The sequence below is a fragment of the Rhizobium sp. BK289 genome, from assembly GCF_014193575.1.
Taxonomy (GTDB): Bacteria; Pseudomonadota; Alphaproteobacteria; order Rhizobiales; family Rhizobiaceae; genus Rhizobium; species Rhizobium tropici_C.
On the sequence record NZ_JACHZO010000004.1, the window covers coordinates 45,966 to 67,573 of the forward strand.

At 61.2% G+C, this 21,608-nt stretch carries 18 protein-coding genes; 6 read left to right on the forward strand and 12 right to left on the reverse strand.

The features are described from left to right. Window positions 1–4 precede the first annotated feature (4 nt). The 3 genes from FHT84_RS08730 to FHT84_RS08740 are packed head-to-tail and all read left to right on the forward strand — an operon-like array spanning window position 5 to window position 3,683. On the forward strand, window positions 5–1,993 hold the full coding sequence (locus FHT84_RS08730; RefSeq protein WP_113248759.1) for a hydantoinase B/oxoprolinase family protein: 1,989 nt from the start codon (window positions 5–7) through the stop codon (window positions 1,991–1,993). Then, window positions 1,990–2,313, forward strand: a complete 324-nt coding sequence (locus FHT84_RS08735) for a (2Fe-2S)-binding protein (protein ID WP_113248760.1) — start codon at window positions 1,990–1,992, stop codon at window positions 2,311–2,313. Before FHT84_RS08730 ends, FHT84_RS08735 begins: the two co-directional genes overlap by 4 nt. After that, complete coding sequence (locus FHT84_RS08740) at window positions 2,310–3,683, forward strand: FAD/NAD(P)-binding oxidoreductase (RefSeq protein WP_113248761.1); 1,374 nt, start codon at window positions 2,310–2,312, stop codon at window positions 3,681–3,683. Before FHT84_RS08735 ends, FHT84_RS08740 begins: the two co-directional genes overlap by 4 nt. Window positions 3,684–3,714: 31 nt before the next feature. Here the strand turns inward: FHT84_RS08740 and FHT84_RS08745 are convergent, their stop codons facing one another. Together FHT84_RS08745 and FHT84_RS08750 are read right to left on the reverse strand one after the other, a co-directional pair. After that, entirely contained in the window at window positions 3,715–4,623 is a 909-nt protein-coding gene (locus tag FHT84_RS08745) for a LysR family transcriptional regulator (protein ID WP_113248762.1), read from the reverse strand. A gap of 59 nt (window positions 4,624–4,682) precedes the next feature. Next, the gene (locus tag FHT84_RS08750; protein ID WP_113248763.1) at window positions 4,683–6,008 is read right to left on the reverse strand and encodes an FAD-binding oxidoreductase; all 1,326 of its coding nucleotides are present in this window, start codon (window positions 6,006–6,008) and stop codon (window positions 4,683–4,685) included. A 225-nt stretch (window positions 6,009–6,233) separates the two neighbouring features. On the opposite strand from FHT84_RS08750, the gene FHT84_RS08755 reads away from it, so the two are divergent. Continuing rightward, window positions 6,234–6,710 (forward strand): Lrp/AsnC family transcriptional regulator, encoded by a 477-nt coding sequence (locus tag FHT84_RS08755; protein WP_015343674.1) that lies wholly within the window; start codon window positions 6,234–6,236, stop codon window positions 6,708–6,710. A 32-nt stretch (window positions 6,711–6,742) separates the two neighbouring features. On the opposite strand, the gene FHT84_RS08760 is transcribed toward FHT84_RS08755, so the two are convergent. From FHT84_RS08760 to FHT84_RS08790, 7 genes are all read right to left on the reverse strand, one after another. Then, entirely contained in the window at window positions 6,743–8,398 is a 1,656-nt protein-coding gene (locus FHT84_RS08760; RefSeq protein WP_113248764.1) for an ABC transporter ATP-binding protein, read from the reverse strand. A 2-nt stretch (window positions 8,399–8,400) separates the two neighbouring features. Then, the gene (locus tag FHT84_RS08765; protein WP_112345864.1) at window positions 8,401–9,252 is read right to left on the reverse strand and encodes an ABC transporter permease; all 852 of its coding nucleotides are present in this window, start codon (window positions 9,250–9,252) and stop codon (window positions 8,401–8,403) included. Next, the gene (locus FHT84_RS08770) at window positions 9,249–10,199 is read right to left on the reverse strand and encodes an ABC transporter permease (RefSeq protein WP_113248765.1); all 951 of its coding nucleotides are present in this window, start codon (window positions 10,197–10,199) and stop codon (window positions 9,249–9,251) included. Before FHT84_RS08770 ends, FHT84_RS08765 begins: the two co-directional genes overlap by 4 nt. Before the next feature lie 95 nt (window positions 10,200–10,294). After that, window positions 10,295–11,905 (reverse strand): ABC transporter substrate-binding protein, encoded by a 1,611-nt coding sequence (locus tag FHT84_RS08775; RefSeq protein ID WP_113248766.1) that lies wholly within the window; start codon window positions 11,903–11,905, stop codon window positions 10,295–10,297. 65 nt (window positions 11,906–11,970) lie between these two features. Then, entirely contained in the window at window positions 11,971–12,687 is a 717-nt protein-coding gene (locus tag FHT84_RS08780; RefSeq protein WP_113248767.1) for an HAD-IA family hydrolase, read from the reverse strand. A gap of 229 nt (window positions 12,688–12,916) precedes the next feature. Beyond that, window positions 12,917–14,293: an aspartate aminotransferase family protein gene (locus FHT84_RS08785; RefSeq protein WP_113248768.1), complete on the reverse strand. Its 1,377-nt coding sequence runs from the start codon at window positions 14,291–14,293 to the stop codon at window positions 12,917–12,919. Between the two features lie 13 nt (window positions 14,294–14,306). Next, the gene (locus FHT84_RS08790) at window positions 14,307–15,146 is read right to left on the reverse strand and encodes a GNAT family N-acetyltransferase (protein ID WP_113248769.1); all 840 of its coding nucleotides are present in this window, start codon (window positions 15,144–15,146) and stop codon (window positions 14,307–14,309) included. Window positions 15,147–15,470: 324 nt separating this feature from the next. Between FHT84_RS08790 and FHT84_RS08795 the strand changes: the two genes are divergently transcribed. Both FHT84_RS08795 and FHT84_RS08800 read left to right on the forward strand, forming a co-directional pair. After that, entirely contained in the window at window positions 15,471–16,139 is a 669-nt protein-coding gene (locus FHT84_RS08795; RefSeq protein WP_113248770.1) for a haloacid dehalogenase type II, read from the forward strand. Between the two features lie 14 nt (window positions 16,140–16,153). After that, window positions 16,154–17,428 (forward strand): FAD-binding oxidoreductase, encoded by a 1,275-nt coding sequence (locus tag FHT84_RS08800; RefSeq protein WP_113248771.1) that lies wholly within the window; start codon window positions 16,154–16,156, stop codon window positions 17,426–17,428. A gap of 89 nt (window positions 17,429–17,517) precedes the next feature. Here FHT84_RS08800 and FHT84_RS08805 read toward each other — a convergent pair whose 3' ends face one another. The 3 genes from FHT84_RS08805 to FHT84_RS08815 are packed head-to-tail and all read right to left on the reverse strand — an operon-like array spanning window position 17,518 to window position 21,513. Further along, complete coding sequence (locus FHT84_RS08805; RefSeq protein ID WP_113248772.1) at window positions 17,518–18,975, reverse strand: NAD-dependent succinate-semialdehyde dehydrogenase; 1,458 nt, start codon at window positions 18,973–18,975, stop codon at window positions 17,518–17,520. Window positions 18,976–18,996: 21 nt separating this feature from the next. Then, window positions 18,997–20,037 (reverse strand): tartrate dehydrogenase, encoded by a 1,041-nt coding sequence (locus FHT84_RS08810; protein ID WP_113248773.1) that lies wholly within the window; start codon window positions 20,035–20,037, stop codon window positions 18,997–18,999. A gap of 12 nt (window positions 20,038–20,049) precedes the next feature. Further along, a complete protein-coding gene (locus FHT84_RS08815; RefSeq protein ID WP_113248774.1) occupies window positions 20,050–21,513 on the reverse strand; it encodes an aldehyde dehydrogenase family protein in 1,464 nt (487 codons plus the stop codon). Between the last annotated feature and the right edge of the window lie 95 nt (window positions 21,514–21,608).

Consider the following 21,608-nt stretch of genomic DNA (forward strand, 5'->3'; position numbering starts at 1 on the left):
GCCCATGTTCGACCGTTCGAACCTTCAAGTGTTTGCCAACCATACCAGGGCTGCCGCCGAAAACATGGCCTATACGCTGCAGCGGACGGCCCATTCGGCCTTCGTCAAGGAGACGGAGGATTTCACCGTTATGCTCATCAATCGCAAGGGCGAAACCTTCGGCGTTCCGATGGGCCTCGGCGCGACATGGTATCCCGGGCTTACCTATACCCGAGCCATCGAAATGATCGGGGACTACAAGCCGGGCGACGTTGCCTTTACCAACGATCCCTATTCCTGCTTCGTGGCCACGCATGCGCCGGACACGCATCTCTGGAAACCGGTTTTCTATGACGGCGAGATCATTGCCTGGACCGGCGGGCATATCCACAACACCGACATGGGCGGTGCCGTGCCGGCTTCCCTGTCGCGCGCGCTGACCGAGATCCATCAGGAAGGCATTCGATTTCCGCCGATGAAGCTGGTCAATGAAGGTATCTTCGACGAAGACATCCTGAAAATCATGACCACGAATGTCCGCAAACCAGACCTCAATATCGGCGATATCAAGGCGCTCGTCGGGGCGCTCAACACCGGTGAGCGCAAGATCCTGGCCATGGTCGAGAAATTCGGCAAGCAGGCATTTCTCGAAGGCGCAGACGTGCTTCTCGATCACGCCGAAGCGCAGGCGCGCGATCTCCTGCGGGCAATGCCGGATGGCACTTGGGAATTCGTCGATTATGCCGACGAGGATTCCGTCGAGGCCAATCCTTGCCGCCTGAAGCTGACGTTGACGATCAGGGGCGACGAGGCGATCCTCGATTTCACCGGATCCGATCCGCAGCTCGGCTCGTCGCTCAACGTTCCCTCTGGCGGCGATCCGCGCCACACCATGCTGCTGGTCGGCGTCTATTATATTCTCTACACGCTGAACCCCAAGATCCTGCTCAACACGGGCCTGACCCGTCCCTTTACCTGCATCGCGCCGCAGGGGAGCGTTCTCAATCCGGTATCGCCGGCTGCTGTCGGCATGCGTTCGCTCACCTGCGCGCGCCTGCGGTCCGTGATCTTCGGCGCCTTCTGCCAGGCGGTTCCCGAATTGCTGCCTGCCGCGCCGGCCGGCAACAATTGCATCGTCAACGTCATGACCACTGACGAACGGACGGGCCGCAGCGTGATCGCCGCCGTCAATCCGGTGGTTGGCGGCGGCGGCGGGATGCCGCATCGCGATGGGACCAACGGTTCGGGCGCCGATGCTGCCTATCTGAAGAATACGCCGATCGAAATCACGGAAACCGAAGTACCGATCGAGTTCGTCAAATACGGGCTTGCCAGAGACAGCGGCGGTGCCGGCCGCTGGCGTGGGGGGCTCGCGACCGAAATGGCGTTCCGCGTGTTCGCGCCCGGGAGCCGTATCACGGCCCGCAACCGCGACCGCAGCTTCTTCCGCCCCTGGGGGCTGCTCGGCGGCAAGGCGGCAGGGCTCTCCGATATGGTATTGAACCCCGGGCGCGAGGACTTTCGTCGCCTCGGCAACATCGATACCGCTGTCCTGCAGCCGGGAGATGTGCTCGAGATCCGTTCGGCCGGGGGCGGCGGCCGCGGAAATCCACTTGAGCGCGAGGACTGGCGCGTGCTGCGGGATGTGGAGCGCGGCTATGTTTCCTTGGAAGCGGCCGAGCGGGATTATGGCGTGGTCATTCGCGACGGCAAGGTGGACGAAGCCGAAACGTCCCGTCTCAGGGTATCGCGCACAAGTCCAACCGCCCATTTCCATTATGGCGCGGAGCGAGACGGCTACGAGGCGCAGTGGACACCCGCAGCCTACAACCTGCTCACCGATATTCTTGCCTGTCTTCCCATCCATTGGCGCTTCTTCACCAAGACGGAGATTTTCCGCCGAATGAAGGGACGTGCGGGACGTGAAGGCGTTGCCGCGGCTTTTGCCGATGTTCGCGCCCGGTTCCCGGAAATGCCGGAAGTTCGTCTTCAAATCAAAGAGGCGGCCGAATGAGCAAGGGTGCGCGTCCGCCTGGAGAAACGGGGCGCATCGTCCGCCTCGCCGAACAGGGCCGTGCGCCTGTCCGCTTCCTGCTCGACGGCATCGAACGGGAAGCACTGGCCGGCGACACGGTACTGACGGCCATGCTGATATTTTCTCCCACTCTTCGGCAATCCGAATTCGGGCCGGAAGGGCGGGCGGGCTTCTGCCTGATGGGTGCCTGCCAGGACTGCTGGGTCTGGCAACAGGATGGAACCCGCCTGCGCGCCTGTTCGACCTTCGTCGGCAATGGCATGTCCCTGATGACACAAGCGCCCGGAGGCTGGCCATGACGATGGCGGGTGAACGGAAAGTAACGGTAATTGTCGGCGCCGGTCCGGCGGGCATACGCGCAGCCGAGCTTCTTATGGCAGCCGGTATCCGGCCCGTCGTCATCGATGAGGGAATGAGGGCCGGCGGCCAGATATATCGCCGTCCCCCGGAGAGCTTTACGCGGTCAGCCCAGCAGCTCTATGGATCGGAAGCCGGCAAAGCCCTTGCCCTTCACTCTGTCTTCGATCGCATGGTGGCTCGCGGCGAGGTCGAATATTATGCTCGAAGTTCAGCGATGGCGCTCGCCGACAATATGCTGCAGGTGCTGACGCCCGCCGGCCGCCGGGAATTCGCCTATAACAGGCTGATACTCGCAACCGGCGCGACCGACCGGCTGGTGCCGCTGCCGGGCTGGCAAGCTCCCGGCGTCTATAGTCTCGGTGCAATGCAGATCGCGCTGAAGGCACAAGGGGTCGCCATGGGGCGAAGGATTGTTCTAGCGGGCTCCGGGCCTCTGCTGACCCTCGTTGCGTTCCAGCTTTTGAAGGCCGGGGCAAATGTTGCGGCCGTTCTCGATACCTCTTCTGTTCGAAACCAGATCCTTGCGCTTCCGGGCATGATGGCAAGGCCGGTCCTGGTCTTGCGGGGTCTGGCGATGCGGGCGAAACTCGGCCGCCTATATCGCGCAGGGGTGTCGCTGACGGAAATCGTCAGCGACAAAGGCGGCCCGGTGGCCGTTCGTTGGCGGGATGCCGGCGGGTGCGACCATCATATCGAATGCGATGCGGTCGGCATTGGCTGGCACCTGAGAGCCGAAACGCAGCTTGCAGGCCTAGCCCAATGCAGTTTCGATTACGATCCGGGCTGGGCCCAATGGCTGCCGCAGGCGGATCGGATGGGCCGATCTGCCGATGGCGTCTATCTTGCCGGTGACGGCTTGCGGATTCTTGGCGCCGATGGCGCGGAAGTTGCAGGGCGGCTTGCCGCGAGCGCCTGCCTTGCCGATATGGGATTGCCCTATCCAAATCCGGCACGGGATCTCCGGCGGCTTGCCCGCTACGAACGCTTTGCTCGCGCCATCGCCCGCGCCTTTCCCTGGCCCGCCGGCATGGTCCGATCCATTCCCGATGAAACGATAGTCTGCCGCTGCGAAGGCATCAGCGCCGGCGATCTGCGTGAGAGCGTCGACTATGCCGGAGGTGAGGCAAACCGGGTGAAGTCAATGGTGCGCGTGGGTATGGGACGATGCCAGGGACGGTTTTGTCAGCTCACCGGCGCCGAATTGATTGCGGAGCGTGCGGGAATCCCGGTTTGCGAGGTCGGTCGCCTGCGCGAGCAGGCGCCTGTTCGTCCGCTGCCGATCGGATCCTGGATGGACGACGACACGTGACCAAGCTCGGTTCGGCTATGCCGACGCGATTTTACTCCGGCACGGCTTCGCCATCCTTCAGCGCCCCGGCGCAGGCCTGGCGCAGATAGTCGCGCATCGTCAGGTGGCTGCCCGTCAGGGGACGGTCCCGGCTGGTCAGCAGCGCGATCGGGACGGTCTTTCGCGGCAGAAGCGGCCGGCGCACAAGGCCCGGAAACTGTTCCCACGGCAGCAGACCATCCACGATCGCGACACCAAAGCCGTTGCGGACAAAAGGCAAGGCGGTGATGGAGATATCGATCTCGATTGCGGGATTGAACGCCTGGTTTTCCGAGGCTGCGGCATTGGCAAGCAGTTGGCCGGGGAAGGTATCAGCGCGGTAGGAGATCAGCGTCTCGTTCTGAAGATCGGCGAATGTGATGCTGTCGCGCGGGGCAAGATGGTGTCCCTCCGGTACGATGCAGATGAGTTCGGCATATCCGAGCGTTTCGACATCGATGCCGGGCCGCGCAATGTTGTTCATGACGATGCCGAGCGGAGCATCGCCATTGCGGATCATATCCACGACATTGATCAGCGGTGCGATCAGCGATCGGACGACGATATCCGGATAGGTCGTTCTGAAGGCGAGAAGCGCCTTGGGAACGATCGACATGGCTGGCGGCGTTGTTGCGGCGATCCGGATCAGCCCCGTCCGCCCGAAGCGCATGTCGGTCGTTCGGCGCCGAAGCGCCCCGAGCTCGGAAAAGATGCGCTCTGCTTCCGGATACAGTTCTTCGGCCTCGCGGGTGGGGACCAGCTTGCCGCGCACGCGATTGAAGAGTTTGAACCCCAGCTGGTCTTCCGCATGCAGCAGGATCTGGCTCAGCGCCGGCTGCGTGATGTTGAGCATGGCGGCGGCGCCGGTCACCGTTCCCGATCGCATGAGCATGCAGAAGACTTCGAGCTGACGGGCCTGCATCAGGAAAATCCGTAGTGTCTGGTTCGGTTGCCGGCGAAGTCTAGCACGGGCGGTCCTTTTCAGAAGTCGGCCACCTTGCCCCATGCGGACTGCAGGAAGCGGTCGGGGTGATAGGGTTTCGGGTCGACTATCGGCGTGGCACCGGTGACGATATCGGCGATCAGGTGGCCGGCTCCAGGACCGATGCCGAAGCCATGGCCGCTGAAACCGGCGGCCAGCACGAAGCCTGGAATGGCAGCGATCTCGCCTATGCCGGGCACGCCGTCCGGGGTCGAATCGATGTAGCCGGCCCAGCTTGCGGTAATGCGTCGGTTTGCGATGGCAGGCAGCAATTCGACCGCGCGGTCATAGGTGAGCCGGATCGTGTTTCTGTCGACCGCCGGATCGAGGATGCGCATCCGCTCCATCGGCGTTGGCCGATCCAGGCGCCAGCGCGACAGGTTTTCGTGGCCGCTGCGAAAGCCCTCGAACCCGCCCAGGGAAAGCGCGCGCCATCGGCGAATGAACATCGGCAGAAACTGTGCCCCGAAGCGCATGGTCTGCGGCGTGGGATCGACGCGGCCACGCCCGCTGATCGCGAGCGTATGGCCGCCGTCGCCTCTGCGGGTGACGGAAACATGTGCGGTATGCAGAGCGTCCGGGAGGTCGCCGGCGCCGGCGCTGACCGAAAGGATCGACGAGCGGATCGACGCCTGCGGGAAACGGACGCCAAGCTGTCGGCAGAAGGATGATGCCCAGGCGCCGCCGGACAGGATGGCAATCCTCGTCCTGATCGTGCCTTCTTCGGTCACGACGGCGGAGAGCTTTCCGCCTTCGGTCTCTATGCCGCGAGCCGCGCAATTCTGGCGCAGACAGCCCCCCCGCTTCATCAGGGCGCGAGCGACCGCCGGTGCAGCGTTGGCCGGATCGGCAATACCATCCGTGGGAGAAAAGACGCCGCCTTTCCAGATGCGGCCGGTCGCCTTGCCGCGCTCGCTGGCTTCAGCGCTATCGAGCATATGAGTGGTCACACCGACGCTGCGCGCAAAGTCACGCCAGCGTGCCCATCCGGCGAGTTCTTCCTCGCTATTGCTCAGATAGAAGAGGCCGCAGCGACGAAAGCCGGTGTCCTCTTCCGTTTCTGCGGCGAATTGGTCCCAGAGCTCGAGGCTTTTCGTCGCCATCGGCAGCTCGCGAGCGTCGCGGTTCTGCTGCCTGCACCAACCCCAGTTGCGGCTGGACTGCTCGGCGCCGACGCGGCCTTTTTCGAGGAGAACGACTTTGAGGCCCCGCTTTGCCAGATAATAGGCGGTAAAAACGCCGACAATCCCAGCCCCGATGACGACGACATCGGCGGACGTCGGCAATTCGGGAGTGTTTTCGACAAGGGTAAGCGGTGCGGGCATGGATGCGGGTCTCCTATCGAGCCGACAGCATAGCGAAATGATCGGACATGAAGCTGCCGCACAACTACGCCATTCGGCATAAGATTCTGCTCATGACGAACCAAGCGGCTGATTGTGCCGGCTGTAGTCGTACAGAATGAAATAGACAAGACGAACCATGGTGTTATGCTCGATCTTGGAGAATTCGCGGCATAAAATGCTGCCTCATATGGGAAAGATTTGCCGATGAAGCTCGACCGTATCGACATCAAGATCCTGTACGAACTTCAGAAGAACGGACGCATCACCAATGTCGAATTGGCGGAACTGGTCAACCTGTCGCCAAGCCCCTGTCTGATGCGGGTCAAGAAACTGCAGCAGGAAGGCTATATCGAGGGATATTCTGCCCAGATCAATATCGGTAAGCTGGGTCAGACGCTGACAGTCTTTACGGAAGTCACGCTCAAGAACCACCGGCAGATCGACTTCGCGCGTTTTCTTTCGGCAGTGGAGAAGGTCGATCAGGTCATCGAATGCCACCTCGTCTCAGGTGGCTATGATTATATGCTGAAGTTCGTGACGGCAGGTATCGGGGAATATCAGACGATCATGGAGCGCCTGACCGACCTGGATATCGGCATCGACAAGTATTTCAGCTTCGTGGTGCTCAAGTCGCCGATCGTCAAGGCGCATATGCCCCTGACCAGCCTGTTTCCCATGTAGCGGTGTCCAACGGTATTTCCAGGCTGTATCGGCTAGCCATGGCCATATTCGCGCTTGAGTTCCGGGTCCTGAACGAGATTGTCGAGCCAGGTCGGATCAAGCTTGGGAACAGATCCGAACAGCAGCTGGGAATAGGGATGGCGGGGCGCATCTGCCGCCTCGCGCGTGATCTGCTCAACTTTCTTGCCGCCATACATCACGACGATCTCGTCGCAGATTGCTTCGACCACCGATAGATCGTGGCTGATGAAGATGTAGGACAAATGCAGTTCACGCTGCAGTTCCTTGAGCAGGTCGATGATTGCCGCCGCGACCACCGTATCGAGCGCCGATGTGATTTCATCGCAAATGATCAGGCGCGGCTCGGCTGCGAGCGCGCGAGCGAAATTCACGCGCTGCTTCTGTCCGCCCGACAATTCCGACGGATAGCGATAGCGAAGCGCTCGGGGCAATCGCACCATATCGAGCAACTCATCGACCTTGGCCGCTCGAGTCCTGCGGTCCATACCATGGTAGAAGGCCAGGGGCCGCTCGAGAATATCGGCGATCGACTTTGCCGGGTTGAGTGCGGTGTCGGCATATTGAAAGACGATCTGCATTTCCCGCAATTGATCGCGCGAGCGCAACTTTGCGGCACGGTTCATCTCGCTGCCATTAAAGCCGATAGTGCCTGATACCGCCGGCAATATGCCGGCGATTGCACGCGCCAGTGTCGACTTTCCGCATCCGGATTCACCGATGATGCCCAGATTTCTGCCTTTCTCCACTTCGAGGCTTACGGATTGAACCGCACAAACCGCCGGCAGGCCGTTGGGCTGCATATCGCCATAGCCTGCCACCAGATTGTCGATCCTGAGCACGGATGCAGTCGCCCCGCTTGTTTTGCTGTCGCGAGCAGTCTGTTTCGGCTCGAAGGCGGCCAGCAACTCACGCGTATAGGGATGGCTCGGCTGCGTCAGGACCGCTTCGGTTTTCGCCAGCTCCTGGATTTCGCCGCCCTTGAGCACAGCAATGCGATCGGCGATCTGGGCGACGACCGCCAGATCGTGTGACACATAGACGCCGGCAATATCGCCGGTGCGGATGACCGACTTGAATGCCTTCAGCACATCGATCTGCGTCGTCACGTCGAGCGCGGTCGTCGGCTCATCGAAAATGACAAGCTTCGGTTCGCCGATCAGAGCCATGGCTGCGGCCAACCGCTGCAACTGGCCTCCCGAGACCTGATGCGGATATCGCTCGCCGATGGTTTCCGGGTTCGGCAGCGATAACGCACGGAAGAGCTCGATCGCGCGCCGGCGCGCCTGTTCGGGCGGCATCAGCCGGTGGATGCGAGTGACCTCGATCACCTGCTCCATGATCTTCGTCGCCGGGTTGAAAGCGGCTGCGGCACTTTGCGGAATATAGGCGACTGTTGTGCCGCGGACCTTCGAGCGTTCGTTTTCGGAAAGGGCGGCCATGTCCTGTCCATCGACCTGGATCGTACCGCCGGAGATGCGACAGCCCTCGCGCGCATGCCCCATGAGCGTCAGCGCGATCGTCGTCTTGCCCGAGCCGCTTTCGCCGATGAGCGCGACAATCTCGCCCTTGGCGATATTGAAACTGACGCCCTTGATGATCTCGACGATGCGACCGGAGTCGGTCTTGGCTTCGACTCTCAGATTTCTGATTTCAACCAGATTGTCCATCGTCATGCGCTCCTGTCCCTGATCTTGCGCGGCAGGTTGTCGATCAGCAGGTTGACGCTGATGGTGAGGCTGGCAATGGCAAAGGAGGGCACGATCACGGCAGGTGCTGCGAAGGGCAGGCCGCCGATATTTTCGCGAACCAGGGCTCCCCAGTCGGCATAGGGCGGCTGCAGGCCGAGGCCGAGGAAGGAAAGACCGGACAACAGGAGAACGACGAAGACGAAGCGTAAACCGAAATCCGCCAGAACGGGACGGATAATGTTCGGCAGAATTTCCGAACCGATGATGTAGCCGACCCGCTCGCCGCGGGTGCGGGCAACCGTGATGAAATCCATCGTGTTGATATTGACCGCGAGCGCGCGGGCAAAGCGATAGGCGCCGGGCGTATAGATGACGGCGAGCGTGATGATCAGCACCGGAATGGACGAGCCGACGGCGGCGACGACGACCAGGCCGAAAAGCTTGCTTGGAATCGAGTTCAAGGCGTCAAGAAACCGGCTCAGGATCGTGTCGAACCATCCACCGACAACCGCGGCGATCATGCCCAGCGTCACGCCGCAAAAACAGCAGAGCGCCACCGCGGCCAATGAAATGCCGACCGTATAGCGCGCACCCATCAAAACGCGCGAGAACATGTCACGGCCGAGATAGTCCGAGCCGAGCCACAGTTGTCCGCTTATAGGGCCGAAATAGTCGGTATCGACGATATCGCCGACCGAATAGGGGATGATATAGGGCGCGAACAGGGCGACAATCGTCCAGCCAAGGATGATGGCAAAAGCTACGATGCCAACAAGGCTGACATTGTAGCCGAGAAGGGATGGGGTATGGGAAGCCAAGCTGTTCGTGGTCATCGCAGCCTCGGATTTGAGAGGATTGCGACGATATCGGCCATGGTGATCAGCATGAGATAACCAAGGCAGAAGATCATCGCGCAGCTCTGGATGAGCGGGAGATCGCGGGTCGCGACGGCGTCTACCATCAATTTGGCGATGCCCGGATAGTTGAAGATAGTTTCGACGATGATCACGCCGCCGACGAGATAGGAGAGCGACAGCGCGACTGCGTTGACGATCGGCCCCAGCGCATTCGGCAATGCGTGCCTGAACACCATGCGGCCGCGCGAGGCGCCCTTCAGCAGGGCCATTTCCACATAAGGCGTCTTCAGCGTCTCGATCAGAGCCGCCCTGGTCATGCGGATCATTTGGGCTGAGATGACGAAGGTGAGCGTGATGACGGGCATGGCGTAGATCTTCACAAGATCGAAGACCGTATGCGCCTCGCTGATGGAGGAGAGCGCCGGCAGCCAGCGCAGATAGACGGCGAATAACAGCACCGCAAGCGTTGCGACCATGAATTCGGGCACCGATATGACGCCGATGGAAATGATCGTGACGATCCGATCGTAATAGGAGCCGCGAAGCATGGCCGAAGTAATGCCAAGCAGAAGTGCAAGCGGCACCGAGACGAGCGTCGTGATGGCGGCAAGCTCCAGTGTTGCCAGCAGGCGGCGGCCAATCAGCTCCGCAACGGGCATATTGTTTGCGTAGGACGTGCCGAGATCGCCCTTTACCAGGCCCAGCAGCCATTCCAGGAACCGCAGGATCGCCGGCTCGTCGAGATGCATTGCCTTGCGCAGGCCGGCGACCGCTTCAGGCGTCGCCGCCTGGCCGAGCAGGATGGAGGCCGTGTCTCCCGGCAGCATGCTCGTTGCGAAGAAGACGGCGAATGACACGATCAGCAAGGTGATGAGCGCGATGAAGAGCCGGTTTAGGATAAGAATGGAGACCTCGGATCTCAAAGGCAATGCTCCTGCGGCGATCTACGAAACGAACGGCGTTTGCGAGACGGAGGTCCCTGGACGACTTTGCGCCGTCCAGGGAGGTTCAGCGGCCGCTAGGCATCGAGCCACAGATACTCCGCCATTGCGTAACCCATCATGCCACCGAGCGGGTTGGCTTCCAATCCGTGCACCTTGCTCGAAAACGCATCCACATTCGAGATATAGGCCGGGATGATGGTACCGGCTTCTTCCGCGATCATCACCTGCATTTCGGCGTAGATCTGTTTGCGCTTGGCCTGATCGAGCAAGCCGCGCGCTTCGATGAGCATCTTGTCGAATTTTTCCGACTTGTACTGGCTCTCATTCCAGGGCGCGTTCGAGGCATAGAGGAGCGAAAACAGGATGTCGGGCGTCGGGCGCGGATTGATGTTGCCGAAGTGGATCGGCGCCTTCAGCCAGTAATTATCCCAATAGCCGTCGGAGGGAACGCGCTGAACGTCGAGCTTCATGCCGATATTGGCGCCGGCCGCCTGGATGATCATCGCCATGTCGATCGACGAGGTTGCAGCGTCGGAGGCTATCACCGGAATGGATTGTCCGAGCACGCCGGCCTTCTGGAAATGGAACTTCGCCTTGTCCGGATCAAAGGCCTTCGGCTTCAGATCGTTGTTGTGATAGATATTGGCGGGGGAAACGGGCTGGTCATTGGCAACCTCGCCGAGGCCGCGCAGGGCCGACTTGACGATCTGCTCGCGATTGACGAGCGACTTCATGCCATCGACGAAGTCCTTCTTGTTGCCCGGCGTCATGTCGAGGCGCATGTTGAGATTGGTATAATTGCCGCTCGTGGTCTTCGACAGCGTAAAGCCCGACTGGCCGTCGATCAGCTTCATGGCGCGTGGATTGATCGAAGCGGCGTAGTGGATGTCGCCCGAAAGCAGCGCATTGACGCGGGCATTATCATCGCTGATCGCAAAGAATTCGAACGAGTCGAGATAAGGCTGTCCGGACTTCCAGTAGTTCTTGTTCTTCACCACGACCGAGCGATTGCCCGGGTCGAAGGTTTGGAGAACGAAGGCTCCGGTACCATTGCCCTTGGAGAAATCGGTCGTGCCGTTGGCGACGATCATGAAGTGATGCAGGGCGAGAATGGTCGGCAGGTCGGCATTCGGGTCGGCGAGCGTGATTTCGACCGTCGACTTGTCGACAGCCTTGAAGCCGGTCATCTGCGCGGCGATCTTGGCGACTTTCGAGCCGACACCGGGATCGAGATGGCGCTTGAGCGAGAAGACGACATCATCGGCCGTCAGCTCCTTGCCGTCGTGGAATGTCACGCCCTTGCGCAGCTTGACTGTCCAGGTCTTGGCGTCCTTGCTTTCGATGCTTTCGGCGAGCTCCATCTGCGTCACGCCGGCTTTATCGATGAAGGTCAGGCGATTGTAGAGCGAGCAACAGCGCACATAGTCCGTCGACAGCGATGCCTTGGCGGGATCGAGCGTATCGGCGGTCGAGGACGACCAGCCGGCTGCTTTCAGATTGCCTCCGGATTTGGGTGTTGCCGCGACGGCATTCGATGCCCGGCCGAGCACCAGACCGCCCGCCGACATGGCGACGCCGCCTGCCAGAAGCATGGTGAGAAGTTCGCGGCGGGTGGCGCCTCGACGAATGGCGTTCTCGACCATTGCGTCATCCGAGGCAGTCCAGTTCATGATCTTGTCGTTCATGTCATTCCCCTTTTTCTGGTTGGCAGTCTGTTTTTCTTATTGGATGCGACGAGGATGACGGCTGATCATGCCGCCTCCAGCGCTTTCACCGCTTGGGCAAGCTCGGCCATGGATTTGAAGTGGAAATCCGGCGTGGTGAATTCGGCCGGTTCGATCGTGCCGCCATATCCGGCCTGCGCGTGACGGCGCTGGATCCAGCAATTCGTTATCCCCAATTGCCGGGATACGCCGATATCGTGGTACTGGCTCTGCGCCACGTGAAGAATATCGTGCTTGCTGGCATTCTCGCCGCCCACGAAGTCGAAGACCTTGTGAAAGAAGGCCGGATCGGGCTTTTCGGTGCCTGTGTCGTCGGCGGTGAAGGCAGCGTGGAACGGATGCCCCAGTTCTGCCGAAAAATGTTCGAAGGCCCAGCGGCGGGCGTTCGTCATGGCGATCAGCCGATATTTGCTGGCCAGCTGCGCCAAGGCTTCCGCGCTGTCGGGAAAGGCTTTCCACTGCCTGGCGGAATCGCGCAGGCGCCGACCATAGGCCTCTTCGGCCGGCAAACCGAGTTTTGGGGCGATGGCGAGATAGACACGCACGAGATCGTCGGGAAACAAATCGGCATCGTCGGCGTAGCGCGCGGCGCGATAGAGCGCCAGCGCCTCCTCGCCGTCGATCGTCACCTTCGCTTCAGCTGCAATTTCGCTGAGGCAGGTTTTCAGTCCGCCTTCGAAGTCGATCAGCGTTCCGACAACATCGAAGCTCATATATTTGAATTCTGCCAATGACTTGGTCATGTCTTACCCCAGTCTGCTTGTCGGAGGCGCCGGGCGCCTGCCTTGCGGAAGATTATGCTGTTCCGAGGTCCACTTGTTTTCTGACGCGCCCGAATTTGCCGGGATGGACCTTCATTAAGAATAAGTTTGGCACTTCGACCGCGCCGATTGCGCCGAATCGGACCAGTGATGCGGCACAAAATTCTGAAAAACGCCTGCGCGCGGTATATCGATCCTTGCCTTGGCGGGCTCAATCCTTGAGCGCCCGACGGACGTCGGGATCTTCGAGCGTCTGATCAAGCGTCCTTTCCGTTCGTTCGATGATCGCGTCGATGTCGGCGTCCGTGCAGCAAAGCGGCGGAGCATACCCCAGCACTCCATTGGCGAAGGCGCGGACCACCAGGCCGTTTTCCCAAGCCCGGTCGAAAATCCGGCGTGAAGGCTGTGCCTCCGCCGGCAGCGGCGTTTTTGCCGCCTTGTCCACCACCAGCTCGATCGCAGCCAGCATGCCGCGCCCGCGGACATCGCCCACCAGGGGATGATCTCTCAGGCTCTCGAGGCCCGCCATCAGCCTCGCGCCGGCCTTTATGCCGTTTTCGAGCAGCCCGCCTTCATAGAGTTTCAAGACTTCCAGCCCGACGGCCGCGCTGACGGGATGGGCGGAATAGGTGTAACCGTGCCCCACGGCGGAAGCTCCCGCCCCATCGGCAATGACCTGATAGACGTGATCCGCCATGAAGACTGCGCCCATCGGAACATAGCCGGAGGTGAGCCCCTTCGCCGTTGTTATGAAATCTGGAACGATCTCGTCTTCGGAACAGGCAAAAAGCGGTCCCGTCCGGCCGAAGCCGGTGATCACTTCGTCTGCGACGAAAAGAATGTCGAGTTCCTTGCAGAGGTCTCGCATGGCCTTCATCCATCCTTTCGGCGGGACGATCACCCCGCCCGAACCCTGGATCGGTTCGGCATAGAAGGCGGCGATACGGTTTGCTCCAATCGCGTCGACCTTCGCCCTGAGTGCCGCGAGAGACGCTTGGATGATGGCGTTCGCATCCTGCCCGACGGGATTGCGATAAGGATAGGGCGACGGAATTTTGTGCTGCCAGTCGAGCGGAACGCCGAAGCCGGCATGGAAGTTGGGAAGGGCGGTCAGCCCGGCGCCGACCGTCGAAGAGCCGTGATAGCCCTGCTCGATCGAGATGAACTGATCGCGTTGCGGTTGGCCGCGCGCAAACCAGTAGTACCGGATGAAGCGGACGGTACTGTCGATGGCGTCAGAACCGCCCAGCGTGAAATAGATATGGTTGAGGTCGCCGGGGGCTCGTTCGGCTAGCTCGGCGGCAAGGCGGATGGCCGATTCGCTGCCAAGGCCGAAATAGGCTGTCGCATAGGGAAGCTCGCGCATCTGGCGAGCCGCAGCCTCCACGATCGTTTCATGACCGTAGCCGGCGTTGACGCACCAAAGACCCGCGAAGCCATCTATCAGCTGACGGCCTTGAGCATCGGTGATCGTCGCTCCCTTGGCGGATGAAAGCACCCGCACGCCTTGCTGCTCATGGCCGCGATAGGAGGCGACCGGATGCACCAGATGGGCGCGATCGAGCTCGATGAGGGAATTGCTGTACATGGTCTTCTCCGGATCAGCCGAACGCCTGGTTGGCGAGGGCGAAAATGGTGACTGTCGAGGGATTGCTGCGGTTGATAATGGGGCTCGCCATGGCGATGCCGCCTCCGACATGGACAAGCGAATGGCTGGCGAGCCACGGTCCGAGACCAGTTTCCGCGCCGGTGTCGACGCGCAGGAATGCGCCGGTTTTCCGGCTCATGAAGTGGGACAGGAGCGATTTCGCGTCTTCGATATCCGGTGCGACGACAGGTCCCACGACCTCGCCCCGGCCGAAGGAACGAAGACAGGCGTAGGCTGCGACTTTGCCGTCACGGCGGATAATCGCGAATTCGCCCAGATCCGCTAATCGCGCAATCAGCGCGGAGCGATCGGCGCCGAAAGCCTCGCGGTCGAGCGCTGTGATTGCCGGGATATCGGCCTTGGTCGCCACTTCGGTGTTTGCCGGTTTCGCGACCGCCGCGACGAGGCCTTGGTGCTGAACGACGGCGCCGGTCTGGCGAAACCCCAGCTTTTCATAGAGGGGTAGGCCATCGGAGGTCGCGGTGAGGCGTAAGGGGCGGCCATCCGCCAGAGCCAAAGCGGCCTCCATGAGACGGCGTCCCAGACCGCGTCCGCGCATGCTTGCAGAGACAATCACCATGTTGATCGTCGCGCAGTCCGTTTCGTAAGGTGTCAGGAGCGTGGTGCCGACGACCTCGTCATCAGCGGCGATCGCAACGACACCTTTGCTCAGGTCGAGGGCGACTTTCCAGTCCTCCAGGCGATGAGGCCAGCCGGCCTCCTGCGACAGGCGGACAGCTGCATCCAAATGTTCGGAACGGAAAGGTCTGATTTCTATCTGTCGCTCCCGCATGGCGCTCCTCGAATTTCTTTTGTCCAAGTGTCGGAGCGTCGGGGCCGGAAGATTATCTGAAGGCGATGTCCTTGACGGTATCTTTCGCCGTTGCGGCTCGCCCTTGCCGCATCTTATGCCGTCACCTCGCTAACGGCGGTCGCGAAAGTGTAGGCGGAAGGCGTTCTCATTGGCGGTTCTTGCAAGCAAATGCCAAACGGGCGCCCCTATACGAAACTTTCTGCTCCGAACCTCGCAAAATCAGTAGGCTCCAGTGCCGAAAGCAATCCTATTATCGTGTTCTCCACCAATCGCCTCGAGGGGCAGCACGTAAGGACGAAGCGCATGACCACCTTCCGGCCGAAATATATCACCTTCGATTGCTATGGCACGCTGACCAATTTCCAGATGGCGGAAGCTGCCCGGGACCTCTATGGCGATCGTCTCGATGAGCCGGCCATGTTGCAGTTCATCAAGAATTTCGCTGCCTACCGGCTCGACGAGATCATGGGTGACTGGAAGCCTTATGCGGATGTCGTGCACAATTCGCTCGAGCGGACGTGCAAGCGCAACGGCGTTGCCTTCAGGGAGGAAGACGCCAGGATGGTTTATGAGCGCGTTCCCACCTGGGGACCGCATGCGGACGTTCCGGCAGGCCTTGCCAAAGTGGCGAAGGAAATTCCGCTCGTCATCCTGTCGAATGCGATGAACAGTCAGATCATGTCGAATGTCGCAAAGCTCGGCGCGCCCTTCCACGCCGTCTATACGGCCGAGCAGGCCAATGCCTATAAGCCGCGCTTCCAGGCCTTCGAATACATGTTCGACATGCTGAGCTGCAGCCCGGAAGACATTCTGCACTGCTCGTCCTCCTTCCGCTACGACCTCATGTCGGCTCATGATCTCGGCATCAAGAACAAGGTCTGGGTCAACCGCGGTCACGAGCCGGCCAATCCCTATTACGGCTATGTCGAAATCGCCGACATTTCCGGTCTGCCGGGCGTCGTGGGGCTCTGAGAAAGGGCAGCCAGATGAAATATTCCTCTTATTGGCACGACACGGCGCCCCGCTTTGCGGGTGCGGCGGTCGGCCCTGTCGAAGGGCACTACGACGTCGTCGTGGTGGGCGGCGGCTTCACCGGGCTTGGCGCCGCCCGGCAGCTTGCCATGGCGGGTGCGAAGGTCCTTGTTCTGGAGGCTGAGATCGTCGGCTTCGGCGCTTCCGGTCGCAATGGCGGTCATCTGAACAATGGCCTGGCGCATAGTTACATCGCGGCAAAGGCGGAGTTGGGCAAGGAGCGGGCGATCGCCCTCTATCGCGCACTGGATGCTTCGATCGACACGCTCGAAGCGATTATCGCGGAAGAAGGGATCGACTGCAATTTCCGCCGCGCGGGCAAGCTGAAGCTTGCCTCCAAGCCACAGCATTTCGAAGGGCTCGCCAGGAATTTCGAAGCGGTGCATGCCGAGGTCGATCCCGATACCGCGCTGCTGTCCGCCGCCGATCTCAAGAATGAGATCGGTTCGCCGTTTCATGGCGCGATGCTGTCGAAGAAGAGCGCCATGATGCATATGGGTCGCTATGTTGTCGGATTGGCAGAGGCTGCCAAGCGACGCGGAGCGGTCATCGTGGAAGGCGCTGCCGTGACGGAGCGTAGCCATTCTGGTGGCAGGCACGTGCTGAAGACCGGCAAAGGCACCGTGACGGCAGACCAGGTCATGATTGCGACCGGCGCCTATACGACAGCCAATTTCGGTTACTTCCGCCGTCGCATCATGGCGGTCGGCAGTTTCATCGTCGCGACCCGGCCCTTGACGGACGCGGAAGTTACCTCGGCAATGCCCGGCAATCGCACTTGCGTGAACACGATGAATATCGGCAACTACTGGCGCCTGTCACCGGATAACCGGCTGATCTTCGGAGGGCGGGCTCGCTTCTCCGCAACATCGGACCAGCGTTCCGACGCCAGGAGCGGCGCGATCCTTCGTGAAAGCCTCGCCCGCATATTTCCCCAACTCGCCGAGGTCGAGATCGACTATTGCTGGGGCGGTCTCGTCGATATCACCAAGGATCGCTATCCGCGTGCCGGCTATCATGACGGTATCTGGTACGCCATGGGCTATTCAGGCCACGGCGCGCAGCTTTCCACGCATCTTGGGATGACCATTGCGGATGCGATTCTCGGAAGACCCGACCGCAATCCGCTCAAGGGACTCGATTGGCCGGCCGTTCCCGGCCATTTCGGCAAGCCCTGGTTTCTGCCCTTGGTCGGTCTGTATTACAAAACGCTCGACAGATTTCAGTGATATAAGCAGGCGGCGGGCCTCAACGAAATCGGCAGCATAAAAAGAGGGGCCGCGCTTGCGACCCCTTTTCCGATCTGAGACGCCACACCTCAGTTAAGGCCACCGATGTGGAAGGCCTTTGTTTCCAGATATTCCTCAATGCCGAGCTGCGAGCCTTCGCGCCCGAGGCCCGATTGCTTGACGCCGCCGAACGGTGCGACCTCCGTGGAGATTAGACCGGTATTGAGGCCGACCATGCCGAATTCGAGCGCTTCGCCCACCCGCCATGCGCGCTTCAGGCTTTCGGTGTAGAAATAGGCCGCAAGCCCGTAGGGCGTGCCGTTGGCAACAGTGATCGCCTCTTCCTCCGTCTCGAAGCGGAAGAGCGGCGCAACCGGTCCGAAGGTCTCCTCGGCGGCGAGCTGCATGGCGGTGGTAGCCCCGGTCAGGACGATCGGCGCGGTATATTGCGGGCCGGCCGGCAGATCCCGCTTGGTCGTCACGATCGTTGCGCCCTTCGAAAGCGCGTCTTCGACATGGCGGTTGATCTTGGCGATAGCCGCCTCGTTGATCATCGGACCGATCGCAACGCCGGCTTCGGTGCCCGGCCCGACCTTCATGGCATCGACGCGGGCGGCGAGCTTCTTGGCGAAAGCATCGTAGACGCCTGCCTGGACCAGGATGCGGTTGGCGCAGACGCAGGTCTGGCCGCCATTGCGGAACTTGGAGACGATCGCACCCTCGACGGCAAGGTCGAGATCGGCGTCGTCGAAGACGATGAAGGGAGCGTTGCCGCCGAGCTCGAGGGAAAGCCGCTTGATACTGGGCGCGGCGCCGCGCATCAGCAGCGAACCGACGGGGGTGGAGCCGGTGAAGGAAATCTTGCGTACCGTCGCATTGGCAAGAATCTCGGCCCCGATCTCGGAGGGCATGCCGGTAACGATATTGATGACTCCAGCCGGAATCCCAGCCATTTCTGCAAGCACGCCGAGCGCCAGCGCCGAGTAGGGGGTGAATTCGGAAGGCTTCACCACGACCGTGCAGCCGGCCGCAAGCGCCGGCGCGAGCTTACGCGTAATCATCGCATTCGGGAAATTCCAGGGGGTAATGATGCCGCAAACGCCGACGGGCTCTTTCAACACGAGAATGCGGCGGTCAGGGGTCGGCGAGGGGATGGTTTGGCCGCCGATGCGGCGGGCTTCCTCGGCAAACCATTTGACGAAGGACGCGCCGTAACGGATTTCGCCACGGGCTTCGTCGAGCGGTTTGCCCTGTTCGGTCGTCAGGATCAGCGCGAGATCATCGATATGCTCGAGCATCAGATCATGCCAGGCCTCCAGCCGCGCCGCGCGCTCGGCGTGCGTGCGCTTCTTCCAGGGACCATAGGCCGCCTCGGCCGCCTCGATTGCCGCCCGGGTTTCATCGCTGCCGATATCCGGCACCGTTCCGATGGTGGCCTGTGTCGCCGGATCGATCACGGCAACGGTCTTGCCCGAAGGGGCGGAAAGCCAATCGCCACCGATCAGCGCCTGCTGGCGGAACAGGGATGGCATTTTCAAATTTTGCATGTTCATATCCTCGGTGGGACTTCAGATTGCGGCGAGCAGCGCGGTCGTGATGGCATCGGTCCGATCTTTGCCCGGAACCGTGCCGATGCCGCTTGCAGTTGTCGCTTCGATCGCCGCCATGACGGCATTTGCCGCATCCTGCTCGCCCAGATGTTCGAGCATCATGGCACCGGACCATACCGTTGCGATCGGGTTGGCGATGCCGAGATGGGCGATGTCAGGCGCGGACCCATGCACGGGTTCGAACATCGACGGAGCGTTCCGCTCCGGGTTGATATTGGCCGACGCCGCGAAACCGAGGCCGCCCTGGATTGCTGCGCCGAGATCCGTGAGGATATCGCCGAAGAGATTGGATGCGACGACGACGTCGAGGGTTTCCGGCGCCATCACCATGCGGGCGGCCATGGCGTCGATGTGATAGCTCGTGACCTCGACGTCCGGATAATCTTGCGCGAGCTGCCGCGTGACTTCGTCCCAGAAGACCATCGAATGCTTCTGGGCATTGGATTTCGTCACCGAAGCGAGCTTACCGCGCCTGGCTCTCGCCTGTTCGAAGGCGAAGCGCAGAATGCGCTCGACGCCCTTGCGGGTGAAGATCGAAGTCTCGACCGCGACTTCGTCTGATGTACCTTGATGGATGCGGCCGCCCGCGCCGGAATATTCGCCCTCGGTGTTTTCGCGGATGCAGAGAATGTCGAAAGCCGATGCCTTGAGCGGTCCCTGGACACCCGGCAGCAGCCTGTGCGGGCGGATATTAGCATATTGCACGAAGTTCTTGCGGATCGGCAGCAGCAGCCCGTGCAGGGATACCGCATCCGGCACTTCGGCCGGCCAGCCGACGGCTCCAAGCAGGATGGCATCGAAACCGCGCAGCGTTGCGATGCCATCTGCGGGCATCATCACGCCGGTTTCCTTGTAGAAGGCACAGGACCAAGGAAATTCAGTGTCGTCGAGCAGAAAGCCGCTGTTGCCGGCTGCCTTTTGCAGAACCGACCAGGCAGCGGCGGTCATGTCGCGACCGATGCCATCACCCGGGATCAATGCGATCTTGTAGGTTTTCATGTTCCTCGTCCCTCAAAGACTGATCAAAACGCTCTTGCTCTTGCGATTGGCCTGGAATGCCTCGCGGCCGAGATCCTTGCCGATACCCGACTGCTTGTAACCGCCGGTCGGCAGGATGTGGTCACGTGAGCGACTATAGCGGTTGACCCAAATGGTTCCGGCTTGCAGGCGGCGGGTCAACCGGATGGCCCGTGAGAGGTCGCGGGTAAAGAGGCCTGCGGCGAGCCCGTAGCTCGGATGGTCGGCAAGCTGCAGGGCTTCCTCTTCGTGCTCGAATGTCTGGAGCGTCAGCACCGGACCGAAGATCTCCTCGACGATTGCTGGAGAATTCTGATCGACTCCGGCCATCAGCGTCGGGCTGTAGAAATAGCCCGGTGCGTCCATGCGCGTGCCACCGGCAAGGCATTCTGCGCCGGCTTCGATGGTGGCGGAGACGATCGCATCGATACGCTGTCTCTGCTTCTCCGAGATGATGGGGGAGTAGCGGCTCGCTGCATCCCAGGTGGGACCGGGAGCAACGCCCTTCATCCGCTTCCGGATGGCGTCGATCAGTGCGGCCGCTATATTTTTCTCGACGATGAGACGCGATCCGGCGACGCAGGCCTGGCCGGCATTGCCGACAATACTGGCCGTGATGGCCGCGGCCGCCTTGTCGAGGTCCGCATCGGCAAAGACGATCTGCGGGCTCTTGCCGCCGAGCTCCAGCGTCATCGGCTTTATGCCCGTCCGGGCAATGTTCTCCATGATGGCCGATCCGGCCCGGGTCGAACCGGTAAAGCTGATCTTGGCGATTTCGGGATGGCCGGTGATCGCGTTGCCGGTCGTCACGCCGTCACCCAGCACCACATTGATCAGCCCGGCGGGAAGGCCGGCGCGCACGGCGAGCTCTGCCAGATAGATCGATGAAAACGGCGTCATTTCCGACGGCTTCAGGACGACGGCATTTCCGGCAGCCAGCGCCGGGCCAAGTTTCCATGCAGCCATGTTGATCGGAAAATTCCAGGGCGTGATGGCACCCACCACCCCATAGGGCTCCGTCATGATCATGCCGATATTGCCGTCGTCGGTCGGCACGAGGTCGCCGCCTTCCTTGTCGGCGAATTCGGCGAAGAAGCGGATCTGCTCCGCCGAAATCGCGATATCGCCCTCGACAAGCTGGCCGACGGGTCGCGTCGACGCGACAGCCTCCAGCCTCGCCAGCGTTTCGGCTTCCTCTTCGATGAGATCGGCCCACCGGTGCAGGACGTTCAGGCGCTCGCGCGGGCGGACGCCGCCCCAATTGCTTTGCTTCAGCGCGGTCTTGGCCGCCTGAACTGCCTGGTCGACAACGGAAGCGTCCGCGATTGGGCACTCCGCAAAGGCCTTCCCATCGGAGGGGCGATGCATCGGAATGACACCACTCGCAGCCCTGAAGTTCCCGCCGATGAAATGGCCGACAGGAAGCGAAAGACTGTCGGGATCGAAGCTCAGGTCCATAATGATACCTCCGGTCAATTTACCGAGATGCTATAGGATCGGCGAAGTACCTTGATCCGATCGCGTCGGCTGCCACGGCGGAAAACGCCGTTTTG

Bases quoted from the DNA above. Each gene is read 5' to 3' on its own strand.
- FHT84_RS08730 (WP_113248759.1), top strand. From the start codon at position 5: ATGTTCGACCGTTCGAACCTTCAAGTGTTTGCCAACCATACCAGGGCT.
- FHT84_RS08735 (WP_113248760.1), top strand. From the start codon at position 1,990: ATGAGCAAGGGTGCGCGTCCGCCTGGAGAAACGGGGCGCATCGTCCGC.
- FHT84_RS08740 (WP_113248761.1), top strand. From the start codon at position 2,310: ATGACGATGGCGGGTGAACGGAAAGTAACGGTAATTGTCGGCGCCGGT.
- FHT84_RS08745 (WP_113248762.1), bottom strand. From the start codon at position 4,623: ATGCAGGCCCGTCAGCTCGAAGTCTTCTGCATGCTCATGCGATCGGGA.
- FHT84_RS08750 (WP_113248763.1), bottom strand. From the start codon at position 6,008: ATGCCCGCACCGCTTACCCTTGTCGAAAACACTCCCGAATTGCCGACG.
- FHT84_RS08755 (WP_015343674.1), top strand. From the start codon at position 6,234: ATGAAGCTCGACCGTATCGACATCAAGATCCTGTACGAACTTCAGAAG.
- FHT84_RS08760 (WP_113248764.1), bottom strand. From the start codon at position 8,398: ATGGACAATCTGGTTGAAATCAGAAATCTGAGAGTCGAAGCCAAGACC.
- FHT84_RS08765 (WP_112345864.1), bottom strand. From the start codon at position 9,252: ATGACCACGAACAGCTTGGCTTCCCATACCCCATCCCTTCTCGGCTAC.
- FHT84_RS08775 (WP_113248766.1), bottom strand. From the start codon at position 11,905: ATGAACGACAAGATCATGAACTGGACTGCCTCGGATGACGCAATGGTC.
- FHT84_RS08780 (WP_113248767.1), bottom strand. From the start codon at position 12,687: ATGACCAAGTCATTGGCAGAATTCAAATATATGAGCTTCGATGTTGTC.
- FHT84_RS08785 (WP_113248768.1), bottom strand. From the start codon at position 14,293: ATGTACAGCAATTCCCTCATCGAGCTCGATCGCGCCCATCTGGTGCAT.
- FHT84_RS08790 (WP_113248769.1), bottom strand. From the start codon at position 15,146: ATGCGGGAGCGACAGATAGAAATCAGACCTTTCCGTTCCGAACATTTG.
- FHT84_RS08795 (WP_113248770.1), top strand. From the start codon at position 15,471: ATGACCACCTTCCGGCCGAAATATATCACCTTCGATTGCTATGGCACG.
- FHT84_RS08800 (WP_113248771.1), top strand. From the start codon at position 16,154: ATGAAATATTCCTCTTATTGGCACGACACGGCGCCCCGCTTTGCGGGT.
- FHT84_RS08805 (WP_113248772.1), bottom strand. From the start codon at position 18,975: ATGCAAAATTTGAAAATGCCATCCCTGTTCCGCCAGCAGGCGCTGATC.
- FHT84_RS08810 (WP_113248773.1), bottom strand. From the start codon at position 20,037: ATGAAAACCTACAAGATCGCATTGATCCCGGGTGATGGCATCGGTCGC.
- FHT84_RS08815 (WP_113248774.1), bottom strand. From the start codon at position 21,513: ATGGACCTGAGCTTCGATCCCGACAGTCTTTCGCTTCCTGTCGGCCAT.